The sequence below is a fragment of the Pseudomonas sp. 13B_3.2_Bac1 genome (assembly GCF_025466205.1).
GTDB classification, from domain to species: Bacteria; Pseudomonadota; Gammaproteobacteria; order Pseudomonadales; family Pseudomonadaceae; genus Aquipseudomonas; species Aquipseudomonas fluorescens_H.
The window spans coordinates 77053-100633 of sequence record NZ_JANLOG010000147.1 but is presented as its reverse complement, the minus strand read 5'-3'; the positions used below and the strand labels follow the sequence as shown (position 1 = coordinate 100633).

9 protein-coding genes are annotated in these 23581 nt (G+C 61.2%); 4 read left to right on the top strand and 5 right to left on the bottom strand.

All coding sequences use genetic code 11. The features are described 5' to 3' along the window. Positions 1-25: 25 nt before the first annotated feature. Positions 26-1051: an acyltransferase family protein gene (locus NTD85_RS24305; protein ID WP_262143407.1), complete on the bottom strand. Its 1026-nt coding sequence runs from the start codon at positions 1049-1051 to the stop codon at positions 26-28. A gap of 182 nt (positions 1052-1233) precedes the next feature. Beyond that, a complete protein-coding gene (locus NTD85_RS24300; protein ID WP_262143406.1) occupies positions 1234-3516 on the bottom strand; it encodes a fatty acid cis/trans isomerase in 2283 nt (760 codons plus the stop codon). Between the two features lie 155 nt (positions 3517-3671). On the opposite strand from NTD85_RS24300, the gene metH reads away from it, so the two are divergent. After that, complete coding sequence (metH, locus tag NTD85_RS24295; protein ID WP_262143405.1) at positions 3672-7382, top strand: methionine synthase; 3711 nt, start codon at positions 3672-3674, stop codon at positions 7380-7382. 48 nt (positions 7383-7430) lie between these two features. Here the strand turns inward: metH and NTD85_RS24290 are convergent, their stop codons facing one another. After that, a complete protein-coding gene (locus NTD85_RS24290) occupies positions 7431-14486 on the bottom strand; it encodes an NEL-type E3 ubiquitin ligase domain-containing protein (RefSeq protein ID WP_262143404.1) in 7056 nt (2351 codons plus the stop codon). A gap of 165 nt (positions 14487-14651) precedes the next feature. Here NTD85_RS24290 and NTD85_RS24285 point away from each other — a divergent pair, with 165 nt between their 5' ends. Further along, positions 14652-14870 carry a DUF2970 domain-containing protein gene (locus NTD85_RS24285; RefSeq protein ID WP_003225504.1) on the top strand — a complete coding sequence of 73 codons (219 nt, stop codon included), beginning with the start codon at positions 14652-14654 and terminating at the stop codon, positions 14868-14870. A 6-nt stretch (positions 14871-14876) separates the two neighbouring features. Here NTD85_RS24285 and NTD85_RS24280 read toward each other — a convergent pair whose 3' ends face one another. Then, the gene (locus NTD85_RS24280) at positions 14877-15950 is read right to left on the bottom strand and encodes an ABC transporter substrate-binding protein (protein ID WP_262143403.1); all 1074 of its coding nucleotides are present in this window, start codon (positions 15948-15950) and stop codon (positions 14877-14879) included. Between the two features lie 524 nt (positions 15951-16474). On the opposite strand from NTD85_RS24280, the gene NTD85_RS24275 reads away from it, so the two are divergent. Next, positions 16475-18133 carry a nitrite/sulfite reductase gene (locus NTD85_RS24275; RefSeq protein ID WP_201137453.1) on the top strand — a complete coding sequence of 553 codons (1659 nt, stop codon included), beginning with the start codon at positions 16475-16477 and terminating at the stop codon, positions 18131-18133. Continuing rightward, positions 18117-18611: a DUF934 domain-containing protein gene (locus NTD85_RS24270; RefSeq protein WP_047598609.1), complete on the top strand. Its 495-nt coding sequence runs from the start codon at positions 18117-18119 to the stop codon at positions 18609-18611. The genes NTD85_RS24275 and NTD85_RS24270 overlap by 17 nt, the downstream gene beginning before the upstream one ends. A gap of 57 nt (positions 18612-18668) precedes the next feature. Here the strand turns inward: NTD85_RS24270 and NTD85_RS24265 are convergent, their stop codons facing one another. Further along, positions 18669-23498, bottom strand: a complete 4830-nt coding sequence (locus tag NTD85_RS24265; protein ID WP_315975173.1) for a dermonecrotic toxin domain-containing protein — start codon at positions 23496-23498, stop codon at positions 18669-18671. Positions 23499-23581: the final 83 nt, after the last annotated feature.

The following is a 23581-nucleotide window of genomic DNA, read 5'->3' as shown; positions in this document are numbered from 1 at the left end:
GCCAATCATTGCGCCGGACAAAGTCCTAGTATTTTTGTCGGGAAAGCTCGGCAGCCGATTGACCGACGGGTTCGCGATCAATCCGCGCTTTAAGCCACTGATAGCTGCGTTTTTCCACCCATTCGTAACTCAGCCACGAGCCCACACCGATGGCCAGAGCACAGATAACGAACATCAGATACGGGTTGATCCCGTAGCGCCGCGCAATAAAACCACCCGCCGACAGCACCAGTACGTGCATCAGGTACACCGAATAGGAACAGTCACCGAGCCATTTCATCACCCGGCTGCGCTCGACGTAGCGTTCCAGTGCGATACAGGACATCACCAGCACCGCGCTCGGCACGCCCCAGTTCAACAACCTTGGCGCCGGTGCCAGGTGATAGATCGCCATCATCGCAGCACCAATCGCCACCAGCGGCAGCCACAGCCCCGCGCCGATCCAGCCCCGGCGATACAGCACGCCAATGCCGATCCCCAGCAAAAACTCGTAAACGATGTCCGAACGGTAGAACTCATTGAGCCAGCCGAACGCCTGGCACGCCGAAAACAGCAACGCGGCGACCACCAGCAAGCGCAGCTGCCAGCGGAACACCAGCGCGCATGCAAACAACACATAAAAGAACATTTCGTAGTTGAGAGTCCAGCCGACATTCAGCGTCGGATAAATCCCATAGCCGCCGGGGTTTTGCGCAGGGATGAATAACAACGACGCGAGGAAATGCGCCCAGTCCACCGTCTGATCCGGCAACATTGGCCGGGCGAACAGCACCAGCAACGCCATCAACAGCGTGTACAGCCAGTACGCCGGGACGATGCGAAAAAGTCGGTACAGCAGGAAGCGCACGGGCGGCAGCGCTTTGCTTTCAGTGGAGAGGAAAATCACCAGACCACTGATAACGAAGAAAACATCGACGCCGACTGCGCCCTTGTCGATGAAGAATTGCCCGACCGGGCCGCGCGCCTTGAAGTCGAAGAAAATCTGCATGAAGTGGTGACAGACCACCGTCCACGCGGCAAGCGCTCGCAGGGCCTGCACTGAAATCAACATCAGCCGCTCCCGATCACAATTGCAAAAAACACCACTTCACCCTGTGGGAGCGAGCCTGCTCGCGAAAGCGACGGCACATTCAACTTATTCGGCGCCTGACACTCCGCCTTCGCGAGCAGGCTCGCTCCCACAGGGGATTTGTGTGTTACCTGAAGCTATGACAGTCGGCCTGTATTAAACGATCAAAGATTCTGGTAGCGGTTCATGTCCAGCACGCCCTCTTCCACCGGATCGGTTTCGTGGAGGTATTGGCTCAGATCGTGGAAATAGAACCAGAATTGCGGATGACTGCGGCGAATCCCCCAGCGTTCGACGATTTTTTCGAACTGCTGCGCATCCTTGGCATTCTCCATTGCATCGACAAAGACCGGCACTTGCTCGGCCGGAATGTTGAAGATGAAATTCGGATAGCTGCTCAGTACGCCCGGGTAGATGGTCAAGGTGTCCAGCCCTGGCTGATAGCGCAGCGACTCGCCCAACAGGAACGCCACGTTACTGTGCGCACGGTTGCGCAGCAGGCTGTACATCTCGCGTTTGCCGCTGCGGTTTTCGATGCGCAACATGGTTGCTTCCGGCAACTGGTCGATGACCTTCAAACCGGCGGCCGGACGTGACGTCAGGCGACTCAGCGCCTGCTCGGCATTTTGCAGGGCCGGGTCGATATTCGGCCGCGAGCAGTAGGCGCCGTCACAGCGGTTGATCGGATCGGGCCGCGCATTCAGATCGCCGTAACGCGCCAGCAACTGCATGGCGAAGTCGTATTTCGGGTCCTTCGGATCGAGTTTCAGCGCGGTCGGCTTGTCGTCATCGATGGCTTCGTAGTCGAGCCACATCTTGAACTGGCCGCTGCTCTGATACCAATCGTCGAGGTAGTCCTCGCGGGAATCGGCCGGCATCAGGCGCAGGAAATTCTGTTCGGCGCCGTTGCGGATCAGGTCGAAATACAGGCGGGTCTGCGCCTGATGGGAAACGTTGCCGAACACATCGAAGTTGACCGCCAACTGGTAATAGGTGCGCTCCAGCAGCGGATAGTCGAACAGCCACATCGTCTGTGGCACTTCGCCGATCAGGCCTTTGGTCACCGAGGCGCTGTCGAAGTGACGGAAAATGCTCAGCAGCGCGTTGTCGTTGCCGGCCCACAGCGTCGACCAGCTCGGCGCCGGTAAATCGGCGTAGCTGTCGCGACGCAGCGCTTCGTACTGGTTTCGTTTGTCGCGGTAGTTGTGCCACAGACTCAGGACGCTGCCGACGTCATCGTTCTGACCTGGCATCGCCAGCAGCGGCGTGGCCTGGCCGCGATAGACCGGGTCGGTGATGTACAGGTCGTGCTCCGGCGCCTGGAACAGCGCCCAGAAGTTGTCGCGGATCACGTCCGTCGCAATCTGCCCACGGCACACCGGCCCACGAATGAAGGTGCGTACGAAGTATTCGGCGTTATCGAGCATGAACTGATAGCGCGCCTGCGCCGGAATCGCCTCAAAGGTCGCAAACGGGTTGGCCCGACTCTGCGGGCCGTAACCCGGCAACGCACTGACCTGCCAGTTGCCGCTGTAGAACAGGCTCTTGACCCGCGCCATCTTCGCCGCGCTCAGCGGATAGGTGATGTGGGTCTTGTGCACGATCACCCCTTGCACCGGCCACAAACGGTAGTAAACCTGAGTGCCCGGGTCGTCATTCGGGCGACGGGTGGCGATCAGGTCGATCGGCTGGCCGCTCGGCGTGCGCGAACGCACCCACTGGAAGTAATGCCCAGGCTCACCGTCCTTGAAATAGAGGTGCGCGAGGAACCAGTGTTCGAACAACCAACGCCCAACCAGACTTTCCCGCGCCCCCGGCTGGTTGAGCAGGTTTTCCCACTGGACGATTTGCAGCGCTTCTTTGGCGCTCGGCGCCAGACCTTGCTCGTCGATCGGCGCACCGGATGCCAGCCAGCGTTGCAGGGTCTGGTATTGCTGATCGGTCAGGCCGGTCACCGCCAGCGGCATGCCTTCTTTCGGGTGGGCGCCGGCATAGCCTTCAAACTCGGCGGGCATCGCACACATGTTTTCCCGTTGCAGGCCGAGGACGATGTCTTCCGGCAGTTTGGCGTTGGGCGTCAGCGGGGTTTTGTGACCCAGTTCCAGCATCCGCGCCATCAATGCGGCCTGACTGCCTTGGGCATCAAGTACCGAATAAAAGCCTTTCTGCTGCCAGGCACGTTTGCCGAAGGCGTCGTAGAACAATCGAGTGGTCGGCGCGGCTTGAGTACGCTCGCCATCGTAGACCGGCATCTTGCTCGCGCCCCGCCCTGCACCTTCGCCGCTGCCCAGATTGAGCTGGCAGGCAGAGTCGTAGCAGGCATGGCAGGCCACACACTTCTCGGTGAAGATTGGCTGAATATCTCGGGTATAAGAGATCGCGGGCTCTTGCGCAACGGCGCCGCAGCTTAAGAACAGCATGAAAATGCTGATGACGCGGTACGACATGCCCATGATCCCGATCGTGAAAAAAACGCCGCGATTCTACAGTATGACGCCCGTACCAACATGAGCGATATTCATGCAAAACCACCACACGCTCCAAAACCACACAGGTTTGTTATGATCCCGGCCCTTCGTCATGGTCTTTTCGAGTAGTCCCAATGTCCGATCGCAGCGTCCGTCTTCAAGCTCTCAAGCAAGCCCTCAAAGAGCGCATCCTGATTCTCGACGGCGGCATGGGCACGATGATCCAGAGCTACAAGCTCGAAGAACAGGATTATCGCGGCAAACGCTTCGCTGACTGGCCGAGTGACGTCAAGGGCAACAACGATCTGTTGGTGATCACCCGTCCGGACGTGATCGGCGGCATCGAAAAGGCTTATCTGGATGCCGGCGCCGACATTCTGGAAACCAACACCTTCAACGCCACGCGCATTTCCATGGCCGACTACGGCATGGAAGAGCTGGCGTACGAATTAAACGTAGAAGGCGCACGACTGGCGCGCAAGGTGGCCGACGCCAAGACCGCCGAGAACCCGGACAAGCCGCGCTTCGTCGCCGGCGTACTCGGCCCTACCAGCCGCACCTGCTCGCTGTCGCCAGACGTCAACAACCCCGGCTACCGCAACGTCACCTTCGATGAACTGGTGGAGAACTACACCGAGGCCACCAAAGGCCTGATCGAGGGCGGCGTCGATCTGATCCTGATCGAAACCATCTTCGACACCCTCAACGCCAAAGCCGCGATCTTCGCTGTGCAAGGGGTGTTCGAAGAGCTGCACATCGAACTGCCGATCATGATTTCCGGGACCATCACCGATGCGTCCGGCCGCACCCTGTCCGGCCAGACCACCGAAGCGTTCTGGAACTCCGTGGCCCACGCCAAGCCAATTTCGGTCGGCCTCAACTGCGCCCTCGGCGCCAGTGAACTGCGTCCGTACCTGGAAGAGCTGTCGAACAAGGCCAGCACCCACGTTTCGGCGCACCCGAACGCCGGTCTGCCGAACGAATTCGGCGAGTACGACGAGTTGCCGGTGGACACCGCCAAGGTCATCGAAGAATTCGCCCAGAGCGGTTTCCTCAACATCGTCGGCGGTTGCTGCGGCACCACCCCGGGCCACATCGAAGCCATCGCCAAGGCCGTGGCGGGTTACGCACCGCGGCAGATTCCGGACATCCCCAAGGCCTGCCGCCTCTCGGGCCTGGAGCCGTTCACCATCGATCGCAGCTCGCTGTTCGTCAACGTCGGCGAGCGCACCAACATCACCGGTTCCGCCAAGTTCGCCCGTCTGATCCGTGAAGACAACTACACCGAAGCCCTGGAAGTCGCCCTGCAGCAGGTCGAGGCCGGCGCGCAGGTGATCGACATCAACATGGACGAAGGCATGCTCGATTCGAAGAAGGCCATGGTGACCTTCCTCAATCTGATCGCCGGTGAACCGGACATCTCTCGCGTGCCGATCATGATCGACTCCTCGAAATGGGAAGTGATCGAAGCCGGCCTCAAGTGCATTCAGGGCAAGGGCATCGTCAACTCGATCAGCATGAAAGAAGGCGTCGAGCAGTTCATCCACCACGCCAAACTGTGCAAACGCTACGGCGCTGCAGTGGTGGTGATGGCGTTCGACGAAGCCGGCCAGGCCGACACCGAAGCGCGCAAGAAAGAAATCTGCAAACGCTCCTACGACATTCTGGTCAACGAAGTCGGCTTCCCGCCGGAAGACATCATCTTCGACCCGAACATCTTCGCCGTGGCCACCGGCATCGAAGAACACAACAACTACGCTGTGGACTTCATCAACGCCTGTGCCTACATCCGCGACGAACTGCCGTATGCGCTGAGTTCCGGCGGCGTGTCCAACGTGTCGTTCTCGTTCCGTGGCAACAACCCGGTGCGTGAAGCGATTCACTCGGTGTTCCTGCTGTACGCGATCCGCGCCGGCCTGACCATGGGTATCGTCAACGCCGGTCAGCTGGAAATCTACGACCAGATCCCGCAGGAGCTGCGTGATGCCGTCGAAGACGTGATCCTCAACCGCACGCCGGAAGGCACCGACGCCCTCCTCGCCATCGCCGACAAGTACAAGGGCGACGGCAGCGTCAAGGAAGCCGAGACCGAAGAGTGGCGCAGCTGGGAGGTCAACAAGCGTCTGGAGCACGCGCTGGTCAAGGGCATCACCACCCATATCGTCGAAGACACCGAAGAGTCGCGCCAGTCGTTCGCCCGCCCGATCGAAGTGATCGAAGGCCCGCTGATGTCCGGCATGAACATCGTCGGCGACCTGTTCGGCGCCGGCAAAATGTTCCTGCCGCAGGTGGTGAAATCCGCACGAGTGATGAAACAGGCCGTAGCGCATCTGATCCCGTTCATCGAACTGGAAAAAGGCGACAAGCCGGAAGCCAAGGGCAAGATCCTGATGGCCACGGTCAAAGGCGACGTGCACGACATCGGCAAGAACATCGTCGGCGTGGTACTGGGCTGTAACGGCTATGACATCGTCGACCTCGGCGTGATGGTCCCGGCGGAAAAGATCCTCCAGGTCGCCAAGGAAGAAAAGTGCGACATCATTGGCCTGTCCGGGCTGATCACTCCGTCGCTCGACGAGATGGTCCACGTGGCCCGCGAGATGCAGCGTCAGGATTTCCATCTGCCGCTGATGATCGGTGGCGCGACCACGTCCAAGGCGCACACCGCGGTGAAGATCGAGCCGAAGTACAGCAACGATGCGGTGGTCTACGTCACCGACGCCTCGCGTGCGGTTGGTGTGGCGACGCAGTTGCTGTCCAAGGAACTCAAGGCCGGTTTCGTCGAGAAGACCCGTCTGGAATACGTCGATGTGCGTGAGCGCACCGCCAACCGCAGCGCCCGGACCGAGCGTCTGAGCTACGCGGCGGCGATTGCCAAGAAGCCGCAGTTCGACTGGGCCAACTACGCGCCGGTCAAACCGACTTTCACCGGCACCCGGGTGCTGGACAACATCGACCTCAATGTTCTGGCCGAGTACATCGACTGGACGCCGTTCTTCATCTCCTGGGACCTCGCTGGCAAATTCCCGCGCATTCTCGAAGACGAAGTGGTCGGTGAAGCGGCCACCGCGCTGTACAAGGACGCGCGGGAAATGCTCACCAAGCTGATCGACGAGAAGCTGATCAGCGCCCGTGCGGTATTCGGTTTCTGGCCGGCCAATCAGGTGCATGACGACGACATCGAACTGTACGGCGATGACGGCAAGCCAATGGCACGCCTGCATCACCTGCGTCAGCAGATCATCAAGACCGACGGCAAGCCGAACTTCTCGCTGGCCGACTTCGTCGCCCCGAAAGACAGCGAAGTGACCGACTACGTCGGTGGTTTCATCACCACCGCCGGCATCGGCGCCGAAGAAGTCGCCAAGGCCTATCAGGACGCTGGCGACGACTACAACTCGATCATGGTCAAGGCACTGGCCGACCGCCTGGCCGAAGCCTGCGCCGAGTGGCTGCACCAGCAAGTGCGCAAAGAGCACTGGGGTTACGCCAAGGACGAAGTGCTGGACAACGACGCGCTGATCAAAGAGCAGTACTCCGGTATCCGTCCGGCACCGGGTTATCCGGCCTGCCCGGATCACACCGAGAAGGCCACGCTGTTCACCCTGCTCGACCCCGAGGCCAGCGAAATGCGTGCCGGGCGCAGCGGCGTGTTCCTCACCGAACACTACGCGATGTTCCCGGCAGCCGCGGTCAGCGGCTGGTACTTCGCCCATCCGCAGGCGCAATATTTCGCCGTGGGCAAGGTCGACAAGGACCAGGTGCAGAGCTACACCTCGCGCAAAGGTCAGGAACTGAGCGTGACCGAGCGCTGGCTGGCGCCCAACCTCGGTTACGACGAGTGATCGGCCGGTCAATCCCCGGGGGTGCCGGGGATTGACCTTCACCACGCTTTACGCGCCTGACAACGACCTGGACGAGCCGGGCCTCGGTGCGGAGGCAGACGATTCGATGTGTTCGATCTCCTGTCGCGATAACTCGATGAGCCGGGCATTGCGCTCGGCCGCCTGGTCGAACAGCCTGCTCAGATACAGTGGATCGTCGACACTTAGCCCTTCATCTTCGCCCTCCTCCTGCCATTGCGCTTCATCGAGCTTGCTGAATGCTTCAGGCTGCTGCTCGCGCAGGTAGTCGAGCCAGTAGTCGCGCTGAATCAGGTCCTCCAGAAACCGCTCGGAGCGTTCGGCGTTGAGTATCTCGGCCCGGGCACTGACCAATTGCTGCGGGGTAACGCCGGACGCGAACGTCATGTTTTTCGGTTGTCCCGGCAATTCCAGCCCGTCGTCCCAGCCCCCGGTCAGCCCGATGCGATAGCCCAGGCGCACCTCGGCTTCGTCAAAACCGCTGCTCGCCGCGGCGCTGCGCGCCAGCTCATCGACTTTGTCCAGGCGGAACAGCTGGCGTGACAATGCCAACAAGGCCTGCCCCCTGATACCCGGACGACCGGCCGGCAAATCGAGCAAGGCGTTATAGGTGAACACTTTGCTCTCCAGGCCGCTGAAGGTGAGGATCCGTCCGTCAACGCAGGTGCCATGGGTGGTGGAGCCGGCGAAGATGACCTCGCGCAGTTGCGTATTGCTGGCGGCGGCCTCCATGACCGTCCACACCCGCCGGGTCAGATCGGCATTGGCGATCCTGAATTCGCGGGTGTCCTGCAGACGTTCGAGCAAATGAAAGAACGCCGCGCTGTCCGGCTCCGCCGCCAACTGGTCCCACAACTGGCCGCGAGTGACCATCTGTTCGGGTGCCAGATTGGCCAGCCACGGGGCCTTCTGCTGGACATCCGCCGGTTCCGGCGGCAGGGTCTCGTCGGACTCGAAACTGTCGGTGGTTTCGCTCAGCCCGCCGGTGGCATCATCGACCATTTCCTCCAGCTCCGTAACCGAAAAACCCAGGACCTGCTGGTAGCCGGTGCGCGTCTGATACGCCCGGATCTGCTCCAGCGTCTGTGGCGAGAGGTTGTAGTTGTCGGTCAGGTCGGTGCCGCCGATCAGGTCATCATGGTCTCCCTCGAGCGCTGACTCAGGAATCGTGGTGATGTCGTTACGACTCAGTACCAGCCTTCGCAGGTATTGCGCGTCGAGCGTACCGGCCGGCCATTCGGTCAGGTTGTTGCTGGCAAGATCAAGGCTCTCCAGGCGAGGCAGGAAACTGACGTCAAACGCCTCGAAATTGTTGTAGCTCACATCCAGCCAGCGCAGATGCTCAAGACCGGACAACGCCTCGTACAGCGGCCCCGCGTCGTCGAACCCATTGCTGGAAAGCTCCAGCCATTCCAGCGCACTCATGTGCCGGACCGCTTCCGGCAACGTTGTCAGCTCATTGCCATTGAGCACCAGATTGCGTACTTGGTTAAACGCCGCAAGAAAATCGTTGGAACCCTCGGCCGTGAGCATCACACCTGTCAGGTTCAGGCGCTCGACGTGGGCAAAGTCCTGCGGCAGCCGCGGCAGATCGCCCAGTTGCAGCCCGTTGAGATGCAGCACAACCTCCGCCTGAGCCTGCGCGCCGGGCAATCGTGCCCGCCAGCAGGTGAGGATGCGCCAGGCCGCCAGGTTGCGGGTCTGCGACGAGATGGACCAGTCGGTTCCGCGGAAATTACGGGTGTAGAGCCAGCCATTGAGGGTGCGCACCAGGGTATCGTAAGTCTCGCTCCAGCCGACGATGCGTGCGCTGATCTGCGTATCCGCAAGCCCGCTGCCGCGCAACTCTTCGATGGCCTGCAAGGCCTGCTCATCGGTCAGGGCCGGTTGTATCCGTTGCAGGCTTTCGATCATCCAGGCCTGCCCTTCACTGACAGACGCCTGAGCCAGCGGCAGCAGATGGCGGCTGATCGACAAACCATCCTCGGCCGGGGGAAAGACGTCAGGCACCGGCTCGTTGGCAAACGCCGCCAATGCGCCCTCCGGCAAACCGACTTCCAGTTCGATGCGGTGCTGCGCTGCTCGCAGCGCCTCGGACGCTTGCGCCGTCAACGGTGCACCGGTCAGATTGGTATGGATCAACGCATGGCTTTCGAGCAGGGTCGGCGGCAGCGCGGTGATCTGACTGTTGCGCAGATCGACCCAGGATAACTGCGGCAAATCCTCGGCGCCCGTCGGCCAGTTTTGTATCCGCGTGTCGCGCAGACTCAGGGCCTTCAGGCGCCCCAGCCGGCCGATGTTCAGGTCGGTCAGTGGGTTGTCGTGCAGGTCCAGGTATTCGAGGGCGGGCAAGGCCTCCAGTGTTTGTTGCACCTGCAAGGTGTCGCTCAACCGGTTTACGGAGAAATCCAGCCGCGACAGCCTGGCCAGCCGCTCTGGCTGCAATGGCAACGCCTCCAGCGAGTTGTCACTCAGGTCGAGAGTCTTGAGCTCGTCGAACGCGCTGACGAAGCTGCGCATCTGCGCCGCGCCCACACGCTGGCCCTGCAACAGCAAGCTGCGCACATGGCTGAATGCCTCGGCAGGCAACGGCGGTAGATCGCTGAGCATCAGCCCCGACAAATCCAGGGTCGAGGCGGAAACCGTCGAGCCATAGCGTTTGAACAGGCCTTTGCGCCAACTGGTCCGGATGACATGGGCCGCATTGGAACGGCCGATGATTTCCTTGAGTGATTCCTGCGATACCAACACTTGCTGTTGCCAGTCATTGAGGCCGCGATCCAGCGTTGCGTATTGCTCGCTCAAGGCGTCGATGGCGCTGACACGCTGCGGTTCGTCCGGCCAGCGTTCAAAGAAACGGTTGAACACCTGCTCCGGCGACGTGCTCGTACCCTCGCCCAAACGACGCAGTTCACCTTTGCAGTAATCCCTGACCATCGCCTCTCGATCAATGAGGTGTTCGGGATGGCTTTTCACGTATTCGTACGCAACCTTGAAGTTTTCCCGGGAAAACCTCGACCAGTCGAGGGACAGTCCCGACCAGAGTTTCTCGTGCCCTTCAAGCAACTCCGCTGGCAACGTGCTGATGCCCGTGTCGCTGAGATTCAGGCGCTCCAGATTGGGCAACTGCAGGGTGCCGGCGGGCCACTCGAGCAAGCCGTGTGTATTGATTTCCAATCGGCGCAAATTACGCAGCGCGCTGAAGTCAAAAGCAATCGCCTGATAGCTGGACGCACACACCGTCAGTGCCTGCAACTGGGTCAGTTGGCTCAACCGCACCGGCATGTCCGCGGCGAACGGCATCGCGCTGTAGAGGGTCAATTCTCGCAGTTCAGGCATTGCGCTCAAGGCAGCCGGTACGTTGCTGAACGTTTCGCTGGTGGCATTGATGCGCAGACTTCTGACCTGCGTGAAGCTGGTGAGCAGCGCATCGGCATTGCCATCGGTGATGCACCGCCCGCGAATACTCAAGTCACGGACGTGGGAGAAATCTGCGGTTAATGCGGGCAATTGCTCGTCGCAGGCCAGGTCGAGTCGCCCGGCCCCCGGCTGGATGTCCGCCAGAGGCGCGTTGCGCCAGCTCTGCTTGAGGTTGCGCACGACACTGGACTTTCCGCCCATGATTGCCGGCGCGTCCATCAGCGCTTCCGTGCCCTCCCATTGGTCAAGCGTTGATTCAAGCTCAGTCCATTCACGCGTGCGCCGTTGCAACAGCTCATAAATCTGCGCATCGCTCTTGCCCAGCGACAGTTGCTTGAGGATAAAAGCGCCGGCCTGTTGATCGGTCAGCGCCGGATAGAGGTCCTGCACCCGGCTCACCAGCAGCGGATTGACGCCCAGTCCGCGACCGCTGGCGTAATAGCCCGGCCCATGCCGAGGCACGCGCACCGGCGGTTTGAACACTTTGCTGGCGCCTTGGCGTTTGGCCGCCAGCCGTACCAGTTCGCTGCGGTGCTGCATGACATGCTCGATCACCGCTCGACGCAGGTCGAGGCTGGCGGAGACATCGGCAAACCCCAGTGACTGGCGGGATTGATCAGGCAATGCATGCATGATCGAAGCGAAGAAATTGTCGCCGTGACGCGGCACGCTGTTGAGGGGTTCGCCGCGCTCGTCGAACGCCTGATAGACCGACCCGCGCTTGATCAGGTATTTGGTATGCCCGGCGCTTTCGCTGCCAATGCTGTCGAGCAACGCCCCCTGGAAACTGCCCTCGCGCACCTCCAGTCGCACATCATCGCGCCAGCCGCGCAGCCTTTGCAGCGCGCGCAGGGCCAGCCACTGGCGTTCGCCGGCGGCCATGTTTTCCATGTGCAAACCCGCCACCGCGTGATCGAAGCGGCGCTGGCGCGCGTACTCGCGTGATTCCTCCAGCAGCCGCAACGGCACGCGTTTACCGGTTTGCAGGCGGGCCAGTTCTTCGGCGTTGGCGTTGAGTAACACCCGGGCCGCGGCAGAACTGCCCAGCCCGGGGGTCGCGGCTTGTAGCCTGGCGATGCGCGGATCCTGCAGTTGCGGCTCGGCATACAGCTGTTCGAACATTGCCGGCTGGCGGCTTTTCATGTGCTCGGCCAACTGTTTTCGCAACTCGGCCGGGCGCGATTCGACGACCCGGGCGGGCTCCCTTCCGAGCATCCACTGGATCTCCGGCTCGTCCAGCGCCGCCAGGATCCGCGCGGGCAACTGCCCTTCAAGCACATCGGCGCGCGACACGCGGATCGGTGCCTTGAGACGTTCACCCGGCAACAGCGACGCACCATACCGCACGCGTGCCCCGCTCAGCCCGGGTCCGTCGAAAACCTCGAGCACCCGTCCGCTCGGCCAGCGCGGCATCTCGCCCAGCAATGGCAGCGTCAGCAGATACTGTTCGTCGAGTGGCAAGCCTTGCTCAACCTGATCGATGATCCGCCCTGTGGCCTGATCGGCTGCGTACAGGCGCAACGTGTCGGCCAGTGCCAGCGGCGCAGGCTGGTGCTCCAGGTGCGTCTGGCGCAGCGCGTCGTCGCTGACGCCGCTGACATCGGCAATCTCCAGCAACTGCTGGTCGGAAAAGGCCTCGGTCGAGTGTCCGAGACGCCTGAGCATCGTCAGTCGATCCCAGGTCAGCGGGCGCTCCAGCGTATGTCGCCACGCGCCGAGGCGGTTGTGCTGCAGGATCGGTTGATAGGCGGTGGGATCGCTCGGGTGCCGAATGCGCCACTTCTGCAGGCTTTCGTCGTACTGCGTGCGGTACACCTTGCCCTCCCGGCGAATCCAGGTTTCGCCGTTCAGGCGATACAGGCCCTGCGCATCGGGGCCGGTTGCCGCGTCCAGACTGACCGGGCTCTCATAGGCCGTCAGGTCGGGCTGCCACAGACGGGTCTTGCCGTCGGGACATTCGACCGGTTCCAGCGCCTCGATCAGCGGCTCGGGCTTGACTGCATTCAATTTGCCGAAGGCTTTGCCCACGCCGCCCATGACCCCGATCAGCGCGAGGTTCTGCGCCACATCGACCAGGTGCGCCTTGGCAGCCTGGCGATCACCTTCGGACCACTCGACCACGCCTTCAAGCGATTCGTAGAGCAGTTGCCCGGCCATCACCGTCATCATCACCTCGCCCAGCACCGGCACGAACATCGACACCATGTTCAGGGCGAACATGCCCAGCTCCAGCAGATGGTTGAGCTTTCGCGCACGGGCCTTGGCATCCGCATCGGCGGTCGGCACCGCATGCGCCCGAGCATCGGCGATGAATCGGGCGCGATGCTGTTCGTACAGGTAAGCCCACAAATCGCTGTTTTCCGCCCAGAGCCCGGCCGAGCCCTGGTGCGTGACATCCACCGGATTGAGGTAAGGATCCTCCTGCGGCTCGCGTTGGCCCTGACGCTCGGGCGGCAGTTCCTTGATCCGCGCGACCACAGAAAACGGCGGGATCAACTGCGCGACTTTCACCCACACCGAATGCAGCGGATCCACTGGTGTGGTCGCGGCCGGTCGGGTGAACTGACTGAAATAGTACGGGCGATCGGCATACGCCACGAACTGGCTGAAGAACCGCTGGTAGGCGGTTGTATCGCCTGGCGGCGCCGCCGGATCCCTCGCCGTGAACCGGCGTTTGAGCATTGCGTTCAACTGCGTGAAGTTGCAGCGTTTGAGCGGCTGCTCCGGATCGTGGGGGATGTAGACAATGAAATCATCGGTGTAGCGATAGCGCTCACAGATGCTGAACACCACGCAGCCGGTCATCCGCCGTTTCATCAGGCCCAGGTCGCGGAACCACACCGGTTTGTTGCGCAATTGCGGACGCATTTCGCCGGCGACCACCGACAGGATCATGCGGTAGTCGTCGGCCTCGATGTCCTTTTTCAGCAGGGCCAGTTCGGCTGCGGCGCGCAAGGCGCCTTTCTGGCTGTCGATGAACTGTTCGCGCAGTGCCTGCGTATCGTTGAAAAAGCTGTTCACCCGGGTCTGGTACAACGCTCCGATGTCCAGCGAGCGGCACAGCGCCAGAAACTCACGCACCGTGATGCCGGGAGTGACCACCTGGAACGTGCCGGCAGTCGCGGTCTCGACGACGAACCCCGAGGCGCGATGATAGGCCCCCTCCTCGCACTCCCAGGCCTCGAAGTTGTGCAACGCTGCCTGCAGCAGCGACAGTTTGAGAACCTCGAAAGTGGAGACTTCCACTTCGAGCACGCCGAGTTCCAGCGGACGCCGCAGGCACAGCAATGTCTTGTTGACGTCGACCTCGACGTTGAATTGCGCCTTGAGCGCCTTGACCAGCAGCGCCTGGGCAAAAGCCTCGATGCCCTCCAGGCCCGCCATGGTCTGGTCCAGTCGGGTCTGGGCGCGAAACCCGGCCGTGACCTGCTCGGTCAAGCCCTGCTGCTGTGCAGCGGACAACGCCTGATGCCAGGCCGGCATCCGCGTGGGGGCTTGTTTCAAGGCCGCACGCCGGGCCGGTGTGGCGTCGACCAGCCAGTCGGGAATCGTCTGTTCCAGCAACGGACCATGCAGACTTGGGCCGGTTCGAGTCGGCGCGCTTGCACCGGGCAGATTGCGCGGGGCGCGTGTTTCGACGGGCAACGTCGGGAGTTGAGTGGACATCCTGTCTCTCCTGAAAAGTGAGACGTCAGGACACCATTTCCCCGCAGCCGGTGTGCGGTACATAGTTATCGCATTGACACCCGTTTGTTACCGGACACTTCGCCGACGCAGCACAAACCGGCGCATTGACTATGCTGTCGGAACAGCCTTTGAGACGGGGGATTTATGGACGATCCAGTCGACAACAAGCCACCGAGCTTCTGGCAGATGCTGCACAGCGTCATGGCCGCGGCGTTCGGCGTGCAGAGCGGGAAAAACCGGGCACGTGACTTCACTCATGGCAAACCCAGCCATTTCGTGCTGCTGGGTATCCTGTTTACCGCGATGTTTGCCTTGACGCTGTTTGCCATCGTCAAGCTGGTGCTGCACTTTGCCGGGGTGTGACAGGGTTCAGTGCATCAGGGTCTGCAGGTTGAACGGGTAGCGATAGGACGCGGGGCGCCCCTTGGCGGACAGTTTGCGAAAACTCACACCGTAATCCGGCGAAGCGCCCATGGCCAGTATTTGCCGAGCCTGACGCTTGTCGATCAGTTGCAGCAGCGGCAATTGACGGTCACGCCCGCCATGAAGATCCAGATCGACGCCCTGCTCATAGTCGTGCAACTCCACCAGCGCCCAGCCACCGAGGGTGAAGTGTCCGCCCACCAGCGCGCTCAAGCGTCCATCGACCACTGCGCGCAACGCCTCGGACGAGGTATTGACCGCACTGAACAGCACATCCTTGCCCGCCACCTTGCCCACTTCGGCGAACGCGCGCATTGCGCCGAACGCCATTTCGTCATTGGCCGACCACACCAGCGATACGTTCGGATAACGGCCGACCAGTTGTCGTGCCTGTTCGTAGGCGCGCTGCTGTGTCCACTCGCCGTAGACCAGTTGCCGCAGCCGCACTTGGGGATGTTCGGCGAGGGCGCGCTGCATGCCCCGTTCGCGCAATTGCGCCGACGGGGTGATCTTCAGGCCCGAGAATGCCAGCACCTCGATCGACTCACCCCGTGCCACGGGCGGATGCAGGCGTATCAGCTCCTTCATCATCAGGTAGCCGCCCTCCTCGTCATTGGGCACCAGGCTGCCGATGCGATCAGGCCGCTCCCCGATCAGCGCCTGCTGATCGGCGGTCAGCACCGCGTTGACCATGAACAGTTTGACCCCGCTGCCCTCCGCCATACGCAGGATCTGGGGCGCCACGTACTGCTCGTTGACGAACACCAGATAGTCGGGACGATTCGGTCCCTGCAGGGCAACTCTGGCCTGGGCCAAAGTGAATTCCGGCTGGCGCTGGGAATAGAGGATCTGCAAGTCGACGCCCAGGTCCCGGGCCGCCGCCTGCATGAATTGCGAATAGCTGACCCAGAACGCTTCCTGGGTGGTACCCGGATTGAGGAACAGCACCGACTCAGCCCGGGCCGCGGGTCCGAAAACCGCTCCGAGCAGCAGGAGACTGAGGTGGAAAAACTTCAACATGAATGATTCGGGCCCGGGGAAAAATGGCCGCGCATTATAGCCCCCGAATCAGCGGCTACTGACGCCTGATCCCGTTTTTTGTCCGACAATCGTCGGAAGCAGGCCCGAATCGGTCGTTTACTGATGACTGACCCAGAATACCGCCGTCCCTACTACGAGAATGATCAGGAACAGAATGGCCCACGCATCGACACTGCTATCGCTTTTTTTTGCCTTGGTCGGATTGCTCATTGCATCGCCTCTTGTCGGTTTTATCGGTGATTGCAGAAAGACTCGATCACAGTTAAGACGATGATTGTCCCCGCGACAAATGTGGGTTAATCAACAACCATTCTCGTTAGGCGATTTGGTTCTTTACATATACTCAAACATCACTTTTGCGCATAACTGCAAACGGGTATATTGCCCCGGCTCCGTTAGGGAGTGCGCGGCCGTGCGCGCGTAATTGCAGAGGCACCATCGGACTCCAGCAAGCGAAAACGCAGCGTTTTCCGAGTAGCCCAAAGCCTGAGAACAGGACTTATATGTACGTATACGACGAGTACGATCAGCGGATCATCGAGGACCGCGTCAAGCAGTTCCGTGATCAGACCCGACGCTATCTGGCAGGTGAGCTGAGCGAAGAAGAATTCCGCCCCCTGCGCCTGCAAAATGGCCTGTACATCCAGCGTTTCGCGCCGATGTTGCGCGTGGCAGTGCCTTACGGCCAACTGACCTCGCGTCAGGTGCGCATGATGGCCAAGATTGCCCGTGACTACGACAAGGGCTACGCCCACATCAGTACCCGGCAGAACGTGCAGTTCAACTGGCCGGCGGTGGAAGACATCCCGGACATCCTCGCCGAACTTGCCACCGTGCAGATGCACGCGATCCAGACCAGCGGCAACTGCCTGCGCAACGTCACCACCGACCAGTTCGCCGGTGTCGCTGCAGACGAACTGATCGACCCGCGTCCGTGGTGCGAGATCGTCCGTCAGTGGACCACGTTCCACCCGGAATTCGCCTACCTGCCGCGCAAATTCAAGATCGCCGTCAACGGCTCGACCGCTGACCGTGCGGCCATCGAAGTCCACGACATCGGCCTTGAGCCGGTACACAACGCCGCTGGCGAGCTGGGTTTCCGCGTACTGGTCGGCGGTGGTCTGGGCCGTACCCCGGTGGTCGGTGCGTTCATCAACGAGTTCCTGCCGTGGCAGGACCTGTTGAGCTACCTCGACGCCATCCTGCGTGTGTACAACCGCTATGGCCGTCGCGACAACAAATACAAGGCGCGGATCAAGATCCTCGTCAAGGCGCTGACCCCTGAAGTGTTCGCGCAGAAAGTCGATGCCGAGATGGAACACCTGCGCGGTGGTCAGACCACACTGACCGAAGCCGAACTGCATCGCGTTGCCAAGCACTTCGTCGACCCGGACTACAAGGCTCTGGACAATCAGACTGCCCAATTGGCCGAACTCGACAAGGAACACCCTGGCTTTGCCCGCTGGCGCTCGCGCAACACCCTGGCGCACAAGAAGCCGGGCTATGTGGCCGTGACCCTGTCGCTGAAACCGACCGGCGTTGCTCCGGGCGATATCACCGACAAGCAGCTGGACGCCGTCGCCGATCTGGCCGAGCGCTACAGCTTCGGTCAACTGCGCACGTCCCACGAGCAGAACATCATTCTGGCCGACGTCGAGCAGAGCCAATTGTTCACCCTCTGGGGCGAGTTGCGTGAAAGCGGTTTCGCCACGCCGAACATCGGTCTGCTGACCGACATCATCTGCTGCCCGGGTGGCGATTTCTGCTCCCTGGCCAACGCCAAATCGATCCCGATCGCCGAATCGATCCAGCGCCGTTTCGACGACCTGGACTACCTGTTCGACATCGGTGAGCTGGACCTGAACATCTCCGGTTGCATGAACGCCTGCGGTCATCACCACGTCGGCCACATCGGCATCCTCGGGGTGGACAAGAAAGGTGAAGAGTTCTACCAGGTGTCCCTCGGCGGCAGCGCCAGCCGTGACGCGAGCCTGGGCAAGATCCTCGGCCCGTCCTTCGCCCAGGACGACATGCCGGACGTGATCTCGAAGCTGATCGACGTGTACGTTGAACAACGCACCGAAGACGAGCGCTTCATCGACACCTACCAGCGTATTGGCATCGACCTCTTCAAGGAACGCGTCTATGCAGCGAATCATTAAGAACAACGAGGTGGTCGACGAAACCTGGCACTTGCTGCCCAAGGACGCGACCCTCGACGGTATCTCCAACTGCGACGACCTGATCGTGCCGCTGGCCCTGTGGCGTGATCATGCTCACGCGCTCAAGGCCCGCGACGGCGGGCTGGGCGTTTGGCTGGATGCCGATGAAGAAGCCGAGGAAATCGGGGACGATGTCGCGCAGTTCCAGGTGATTGCCCTGAACTTCCCGGCCTTCACCGACGGCCGCAACTACTCCAACGCCCGCCTGCTGCGTGACCGCTACGGTTTCAAAGGTGAACTGCGGGCGATTGGCGATGTGCTGCGCGACCAGCTGTTCTACATGCGCCGTTGCGGTTTCGATGCGTTCGCCCTGCGCGCCGACAAGGACCCGTACGATGCACTGGAAAGCCTGAAAGACTTCTCGGTGACCTACCAGGCCGCCACTGACGAACCGCTGCCGCTGTTCCGTCGCCGCTGATCGAAAACGCCTTGAGCCGTTGCTCAAGGCGTTCTTCCCCTGCCCTTCGAAGCTCAGTCAGACTGACGCCTCTTCATCAACATCGCGGCTCCCTGCAACTTCATTGACCGGGTTGCGCGCCAGGGCCTCCTCGGTGAGCCGGCGAAGCAACGCCTGACGTTCGTTGCGGAAGTTGTCGTGGATTGCATTCATCTGCACCGCCGCCGCTTCACGGGAAAGCCCTGCCTGCCCCTCCAGTTGTGCCAATGCCTGCGCACTGCGCTCCCTGACGGCAGCGAAGGACGGCGCCTGGGTGGATTCGAGAAACTCGATCCAGAACCGCTGGCCGCTGCACCAGTCGGAGAATGCACGAGTGCGCTCGACGCGCATGACGGCCTGATACACCTCATCCAGATCCGCCGGCGACACTTCGACTTGCAAGGGACGGCTCAGCGCGTGTGGCTGGCCCGGCAGATTCAGGCGCTCGGCCAACCCCACGCGGTAGGCCAGGCTGTACTCCAGCGCCTGTTCGTGAACCCCCGGTTGGTGGCGACTGTTGATATCGGCCAGGACTCGCTCCTCCAGCTCCTGCAGGCGAAACAACCCCCTGAGCAGATGCGTCAGTTGCCACTCCAGCGGCGCGCCGCCCAGTCCTGCCGCCAGCCTGGCCCGAAAACACAAGACCTGAACCTCCATCTCGCTGAACACCGCCGAATAGCCATCGACACTGATGGCCCCGGCCCGCGCGGTACGAAACAACTCCGTACGCAAGCGCGCATCTTCGGCTGCCGCCTCTACCACATTCCATACCCGCTGGCTGAAGTAGGGGTAAATCTGCGTGTAGTCGGCCGTATGAACCAAGTGCGCCAGTACATTGAAAAAATCCCGCGAGCCGGACGCCGCCCGCACCGCGTCCCAAGTGGTGCGGCGCGGTGCCGCTTCGGCCTCGGGGCTGCCAACCAGCCACCGCGCGCTCTGGCCATCAAACGCCATGCTCAGTTGCGACAAGCGCTGATAGGTCGGAATCGTCACGCCGAAACTGACGCCGTTCGCCTGCTGATACGTCGCAATCTGTTGCAGCGTTTCCGCCGACAGCGGATTGCCATGCAGCCGGGTGGCACGGCTGAGCGCCGCCGGCCCATCGAACGCCGCCGCTGGCAGCGCGGTGATCTGGTTGTCGCGCAGATCAAGCAGACGCAACCGCGCCAATCCGGCAATGCCCCGAGGCCATTGCTCAAGGGCGCAGCCACGCAACTTCAGGCTTTCCAGATCAGCCAGCAAGCTGACGTCGGGGGCGTGCGAAAGATGCGGATTCAGGTCCAGGTCAAGTACGCGCAACCGGGTCAGTTGCTCCAGCGCAGACGCCGAAACGGACGACAAATGCAGCTGGTTGTTGCTCAGGTCCAGCTCCGTCAGCCAAGCCATGTTGTTCAGGGCCGGAGGCAGCTGCGTCAGGTGATTTTCCCGCAGCGAGAGGCTGCGCAGATGACTGAAATTCTGCAAAAAAGCGTTGAACCCCAGCGTAGGCGCCACGCCGTCCATCACCAGATGGGTGACGTGGCTGAAATCGCCGACGATCAGCGGCAACTCGCCCAGAGGCTCTGGCGCCAGGCACAAGCTGTCGGGCAATCCGTCACCGGGCCGTCCGGGCTCCTTGCGCCAACTGCGGATGATGGTGCGCATGGCGCGCAGCTTGGCTGACTGTGGCACGAGTTGCCATACGCGATCGGTACCGGCACTCCAGGTTTGCCCGCTCACCCAGCGACTCAGGGTTTCGCGGATCCCTATAAACTCCAGGCGCAGCTTTTCCAGCTTCATCAGAATCGCGATCTCGTCGCTGCCCAGGGTGGCGAGCAGTGCCTGGATCTGCTCGGGAGCGTACGCCGGATAGAGTTCCTGCGCACGCCGCGCCGCGATTGAAATGTTGGCACTTGAGCGAGCACCCGGCCCTGCCGGCGAACGGTCTGCCAGGCCCATCGGCGAAAAATCGCCGGGCCGATCGCCCATGGCCACGGCAAAGGTCATGCGTCGCTGGAGAGCAAGCCGGGTAATATTCTCGCGCAGCACCTCGGCCCCGGCATCCGCCAGCAAGCCCAGTGCGGTTTTGCGCGGCGCCGACAGTCCGTGCCAGAGCGCCTGAAAATAATGCGCGCGGGTGCGTCCGGCAAATTCAGTCAGGGGATGCTCGGTGCCATCGAAGACGCTGACCCGGTCTGCCAGCACATTGACCAGCATTCGTTCGCGGGCGTCGACCGGGCCGATCGAGGCGACGTTACCGTAGCTGCCCGACCATTCGAGAATTTCAATCAACGGGGTGCCCGACCAGCCTGGCAGGTGCTCAAGGGTGTCGAGCACCAGGCGGTTGGTGTCGTAACCACCGCCACTGTCCAGATACAGGCCTTCATAGGCGCGACACACCGCGATGGCCTGCAGATAACGCCGCACCTCCTGTGCCAGACGCAATGGTATGCGGCCGGCATCCAGCTCCTGCGCCTCGCCAATCAATGCATCGCCCACCAGTTCTTCGGCCACGCTGGCCGGCAGATCGGCAAACCTGTCGAGCAGCAATTGCGCTCGGCCATTGCTCGCTGCTTCGCTGCGTCGGTAGACCCGCTGGAACAGTTGCACCCGCAGGCTTTCAGCTTGCTCACTGACAATTTGCAGGAGCTTGCGGCTTTGCTCTCCCGCATCCGTGGTCGTCAGACCAAGCAGAGTCTCACGCTGCCGGGTTTCGAGGGTCGACAACAGCCATGAATACAGTTGGCCCTTGTCCAGTGCCTGTTGGGTGATTCGCAAGGAAGTCGTGGCCGTTGGTGCGCCGTAGACATTGCCCCGGATTCCTGCCGAGTCGACGACTTGTATAGCGCTGTCGGCCGGCCAGCCCGCCAATGTCGTGAGCACATGCAGTTGCAGATCAGGGTCTGCCAATGGCGCGGATGCCGGAGTCTGCAAATGATCGAAAAACTCAGTCACCGTCGCGTCGGCGCGAAACCGCCGGACCGTATCGATGAGCAGCGCCGGAGGATGGCCGTTATCAATGTGAATCTGGCGCAGGACGCTGTCCTCGACACCGCTTACGGCAAGGGCTCGCAACGCGGCGTCGTCCGGGATTCGTTCCCGGGTAAAACCGAAGCGGCGAAACAGCGTCAGGCGATCCCACTCCTGCACCAGTTCGGTGTCATGGCGCCAGGCGCCGCTGCCATTGGTTTCGAGCACCGGCGAATAACGGTTGGCGACCTCGGACGGCGCCAGGACTTCCCACAACTCGGTCTGCGGCCTGGGGCGCACGGCATAATGGTGCGCGTCCAGGGTGAGGAACGCCTGGCCTTCGACCCAGCGCAAACCGCGCTCATCGGGTGGCAAGCCTTGTGGCAGCAGGCGCTGCTGGCGATAGGCGCTGAGGTCAGGCTTCCACAAGCGGGCCTGGCCTGCGGGCAGGCTGATCATGCGCAGCCGTTTGATGAACGCCGATGACCGAACGACTCTGAACGTGGCGCCCGCGGCCCGTGTTCCCGCCGCGAACGCCGCCAGCAGGATCAGGTTCTCGACCACATCGAAAAAGTGATCCGTTGCCTGCTCCTTCTCGCCCCGGGTCCAGCTGGAAATGCCCTCATAGACGGTCCAGAGCAACTGCACCGCGGTAGCCGCCAGCAACACTTCGCCCAGCACGGGAATAAACGATGCGGCCATCAGCAGCAGATCGACGCCGATCGTCTTGTAGGTATCCAGTCGGGCCAGCCGGGTTTTTTCGTCTTCATCGTCGGTGGGAACCACCATCAACCGGGCATCCGCCAGGGTCTGCTCGGCATGTTGGCGGTACGTCATGCTGAACGGATCACCGACGAAATCGATGCCGGACAACGTGATATAGCCGGAGGCATGTGGCAGCATCGAATTGCTGCGCGGATACAGGCGGGCATCGAGTTCCGTCTCCCAGAGCAAGCGCTCACGGACCTTGATATAGCGGGTGAAGAACTTGCGGAACGCCGTCTTTTTCAGGCGCTCGCTCAACTCCCTCTCGAAATCGCTGAAGGAGGCGTACTCCTTCAGCGGGTGTAATGGATCGCCCGGCAGGTAGACCACGCAACGGTAGTCGTCGTCGGCGTGCTCACTGACCGGCCCGATGAACAGCGCGCCGCCCAGCGTCACCCCGAACATCTGCAGCCCCTGATAACCCAGGGTGTTATGGCCAAGTTTGATTGGACTCTGGTTAGTTGTTACTGCCTGCAACATCTGATGTACATCCGCACTGATGTATTTTTTCATCAGTGCCAAATGTCTTTCCACTTCAAATCGATTCCGCCAATTGGCAATGCACTTGTTGCGCAATGGATTAACTTCAGCATCAACATCGAATACTGCCCGAAGATGCGTCTGATACTGCTTGCCCAGATCCAGAGTCCGACACAGTGTTGCAAACTCGTGTGGTTGTAGCGGCAATATCCGAGGTCCGCGCCCGGTTATCTTTTCGGGAATGTAAATCAGCGAAGTTGCGTTGTAATTTGTCGCCTGAGTTTCACTTGCTTCAAAGTTTTCACAGGCGGCGCTCAACAGATCACGGTCGATCGGCAATACCAGTTTCCTGCGCAGCCCCAGCAGGCTGGAGGTCGAGCGTACGTGCTGAAAGATCACCCCATTGATATCCAGCGGTTCACCCAACTTGTCAGCCATCGCCTTGGCAAGCAGCGGCGCACAGAAGCTTTGCGGTGACTTCAGGCTACTCAGCGACTTGCCGGTTTCACTCTGAGAGCGATGACTGGCAATCAAGCTTTGATAGAGCTTATGACGCAACTCACCGGGAGCCGCCAACAACCAGTCCGGTGTATTGTTTTTAATTAACTCGAAAAACAGGCCTTTCTGTTCAGGCGTCAAAACAGGAATGGCATCACGAACCGACAAAGAGGACATATTGAACACTCGACAGCTGAAAGTATCACCAGCTTACCGAGCGCTGCCTTATATAAAAGCGTGAATAGTTGATAAAAACAGCG

Coding starts and splice junctions, on each gene's coding strand:
- NTD85_RS24290 (WP_262143404.1), bottom strand. CDS start 14,486: ATGTCCACTCAACTCCCGACGTTGCCCGTCGAAACACGCGCCCCGCGC.
- NTD85_RS24280 (WP_262143403.1), bottom strand. CDS start 15,950: ATGTTGAAGTTTTTCCACCTCAGTCTCCTGCTGCTCGGAGCGGTTTTC.
- NTD85_RS24300 (WP_262143406.1), bottom strand. CDS start 3,516: ATGTCGTACCGCGTCATCAGCATTTTCATGCTGTTCTTAAGCTGCGGC.
- NTD85_RS24305 (WP_262143407.1), bottom strand. CDS start 1,051: ATGTTGATTTCAGTGCAGGCCCTGCGAGCGCTTGCCGCGTGGACGGTG.
- NTD85_RS24265 (WP_315975173.1), bottom strand. CDS start 23,498: ATGTCCTCTTTGTCGGTTCGTGATGCCATTCCTGTTTTGACGCCTGAA.
- metH (WP_262143405.1), top strand. CDS start 3,672: ATGTCCGATCGCAGCGTCCGTCTTCAAGCTCTCAAGCAAGCCCTCAAA.
- NTD85_RS24270 (WP_047598609.1), top strand. CDS start 18,117: ATGCAGCGAATCATTAAGAACAACGAGGTGGTCGACGAAACCTGGCAC.
- NTD85_RS24275 (WP_201137453.1), top strand. CDS start 16,475: ATGTACGTATACGACGAGTACGATCAGCGGATCATCGAGGACCGCGTC.
- NTD85_RS24285 (WP_003225504.1), top strand. CDS start 14,652: ATGGACGATCCAGTCGACAACAAGCCACCGAGCTTCTGGCAGATGCTG.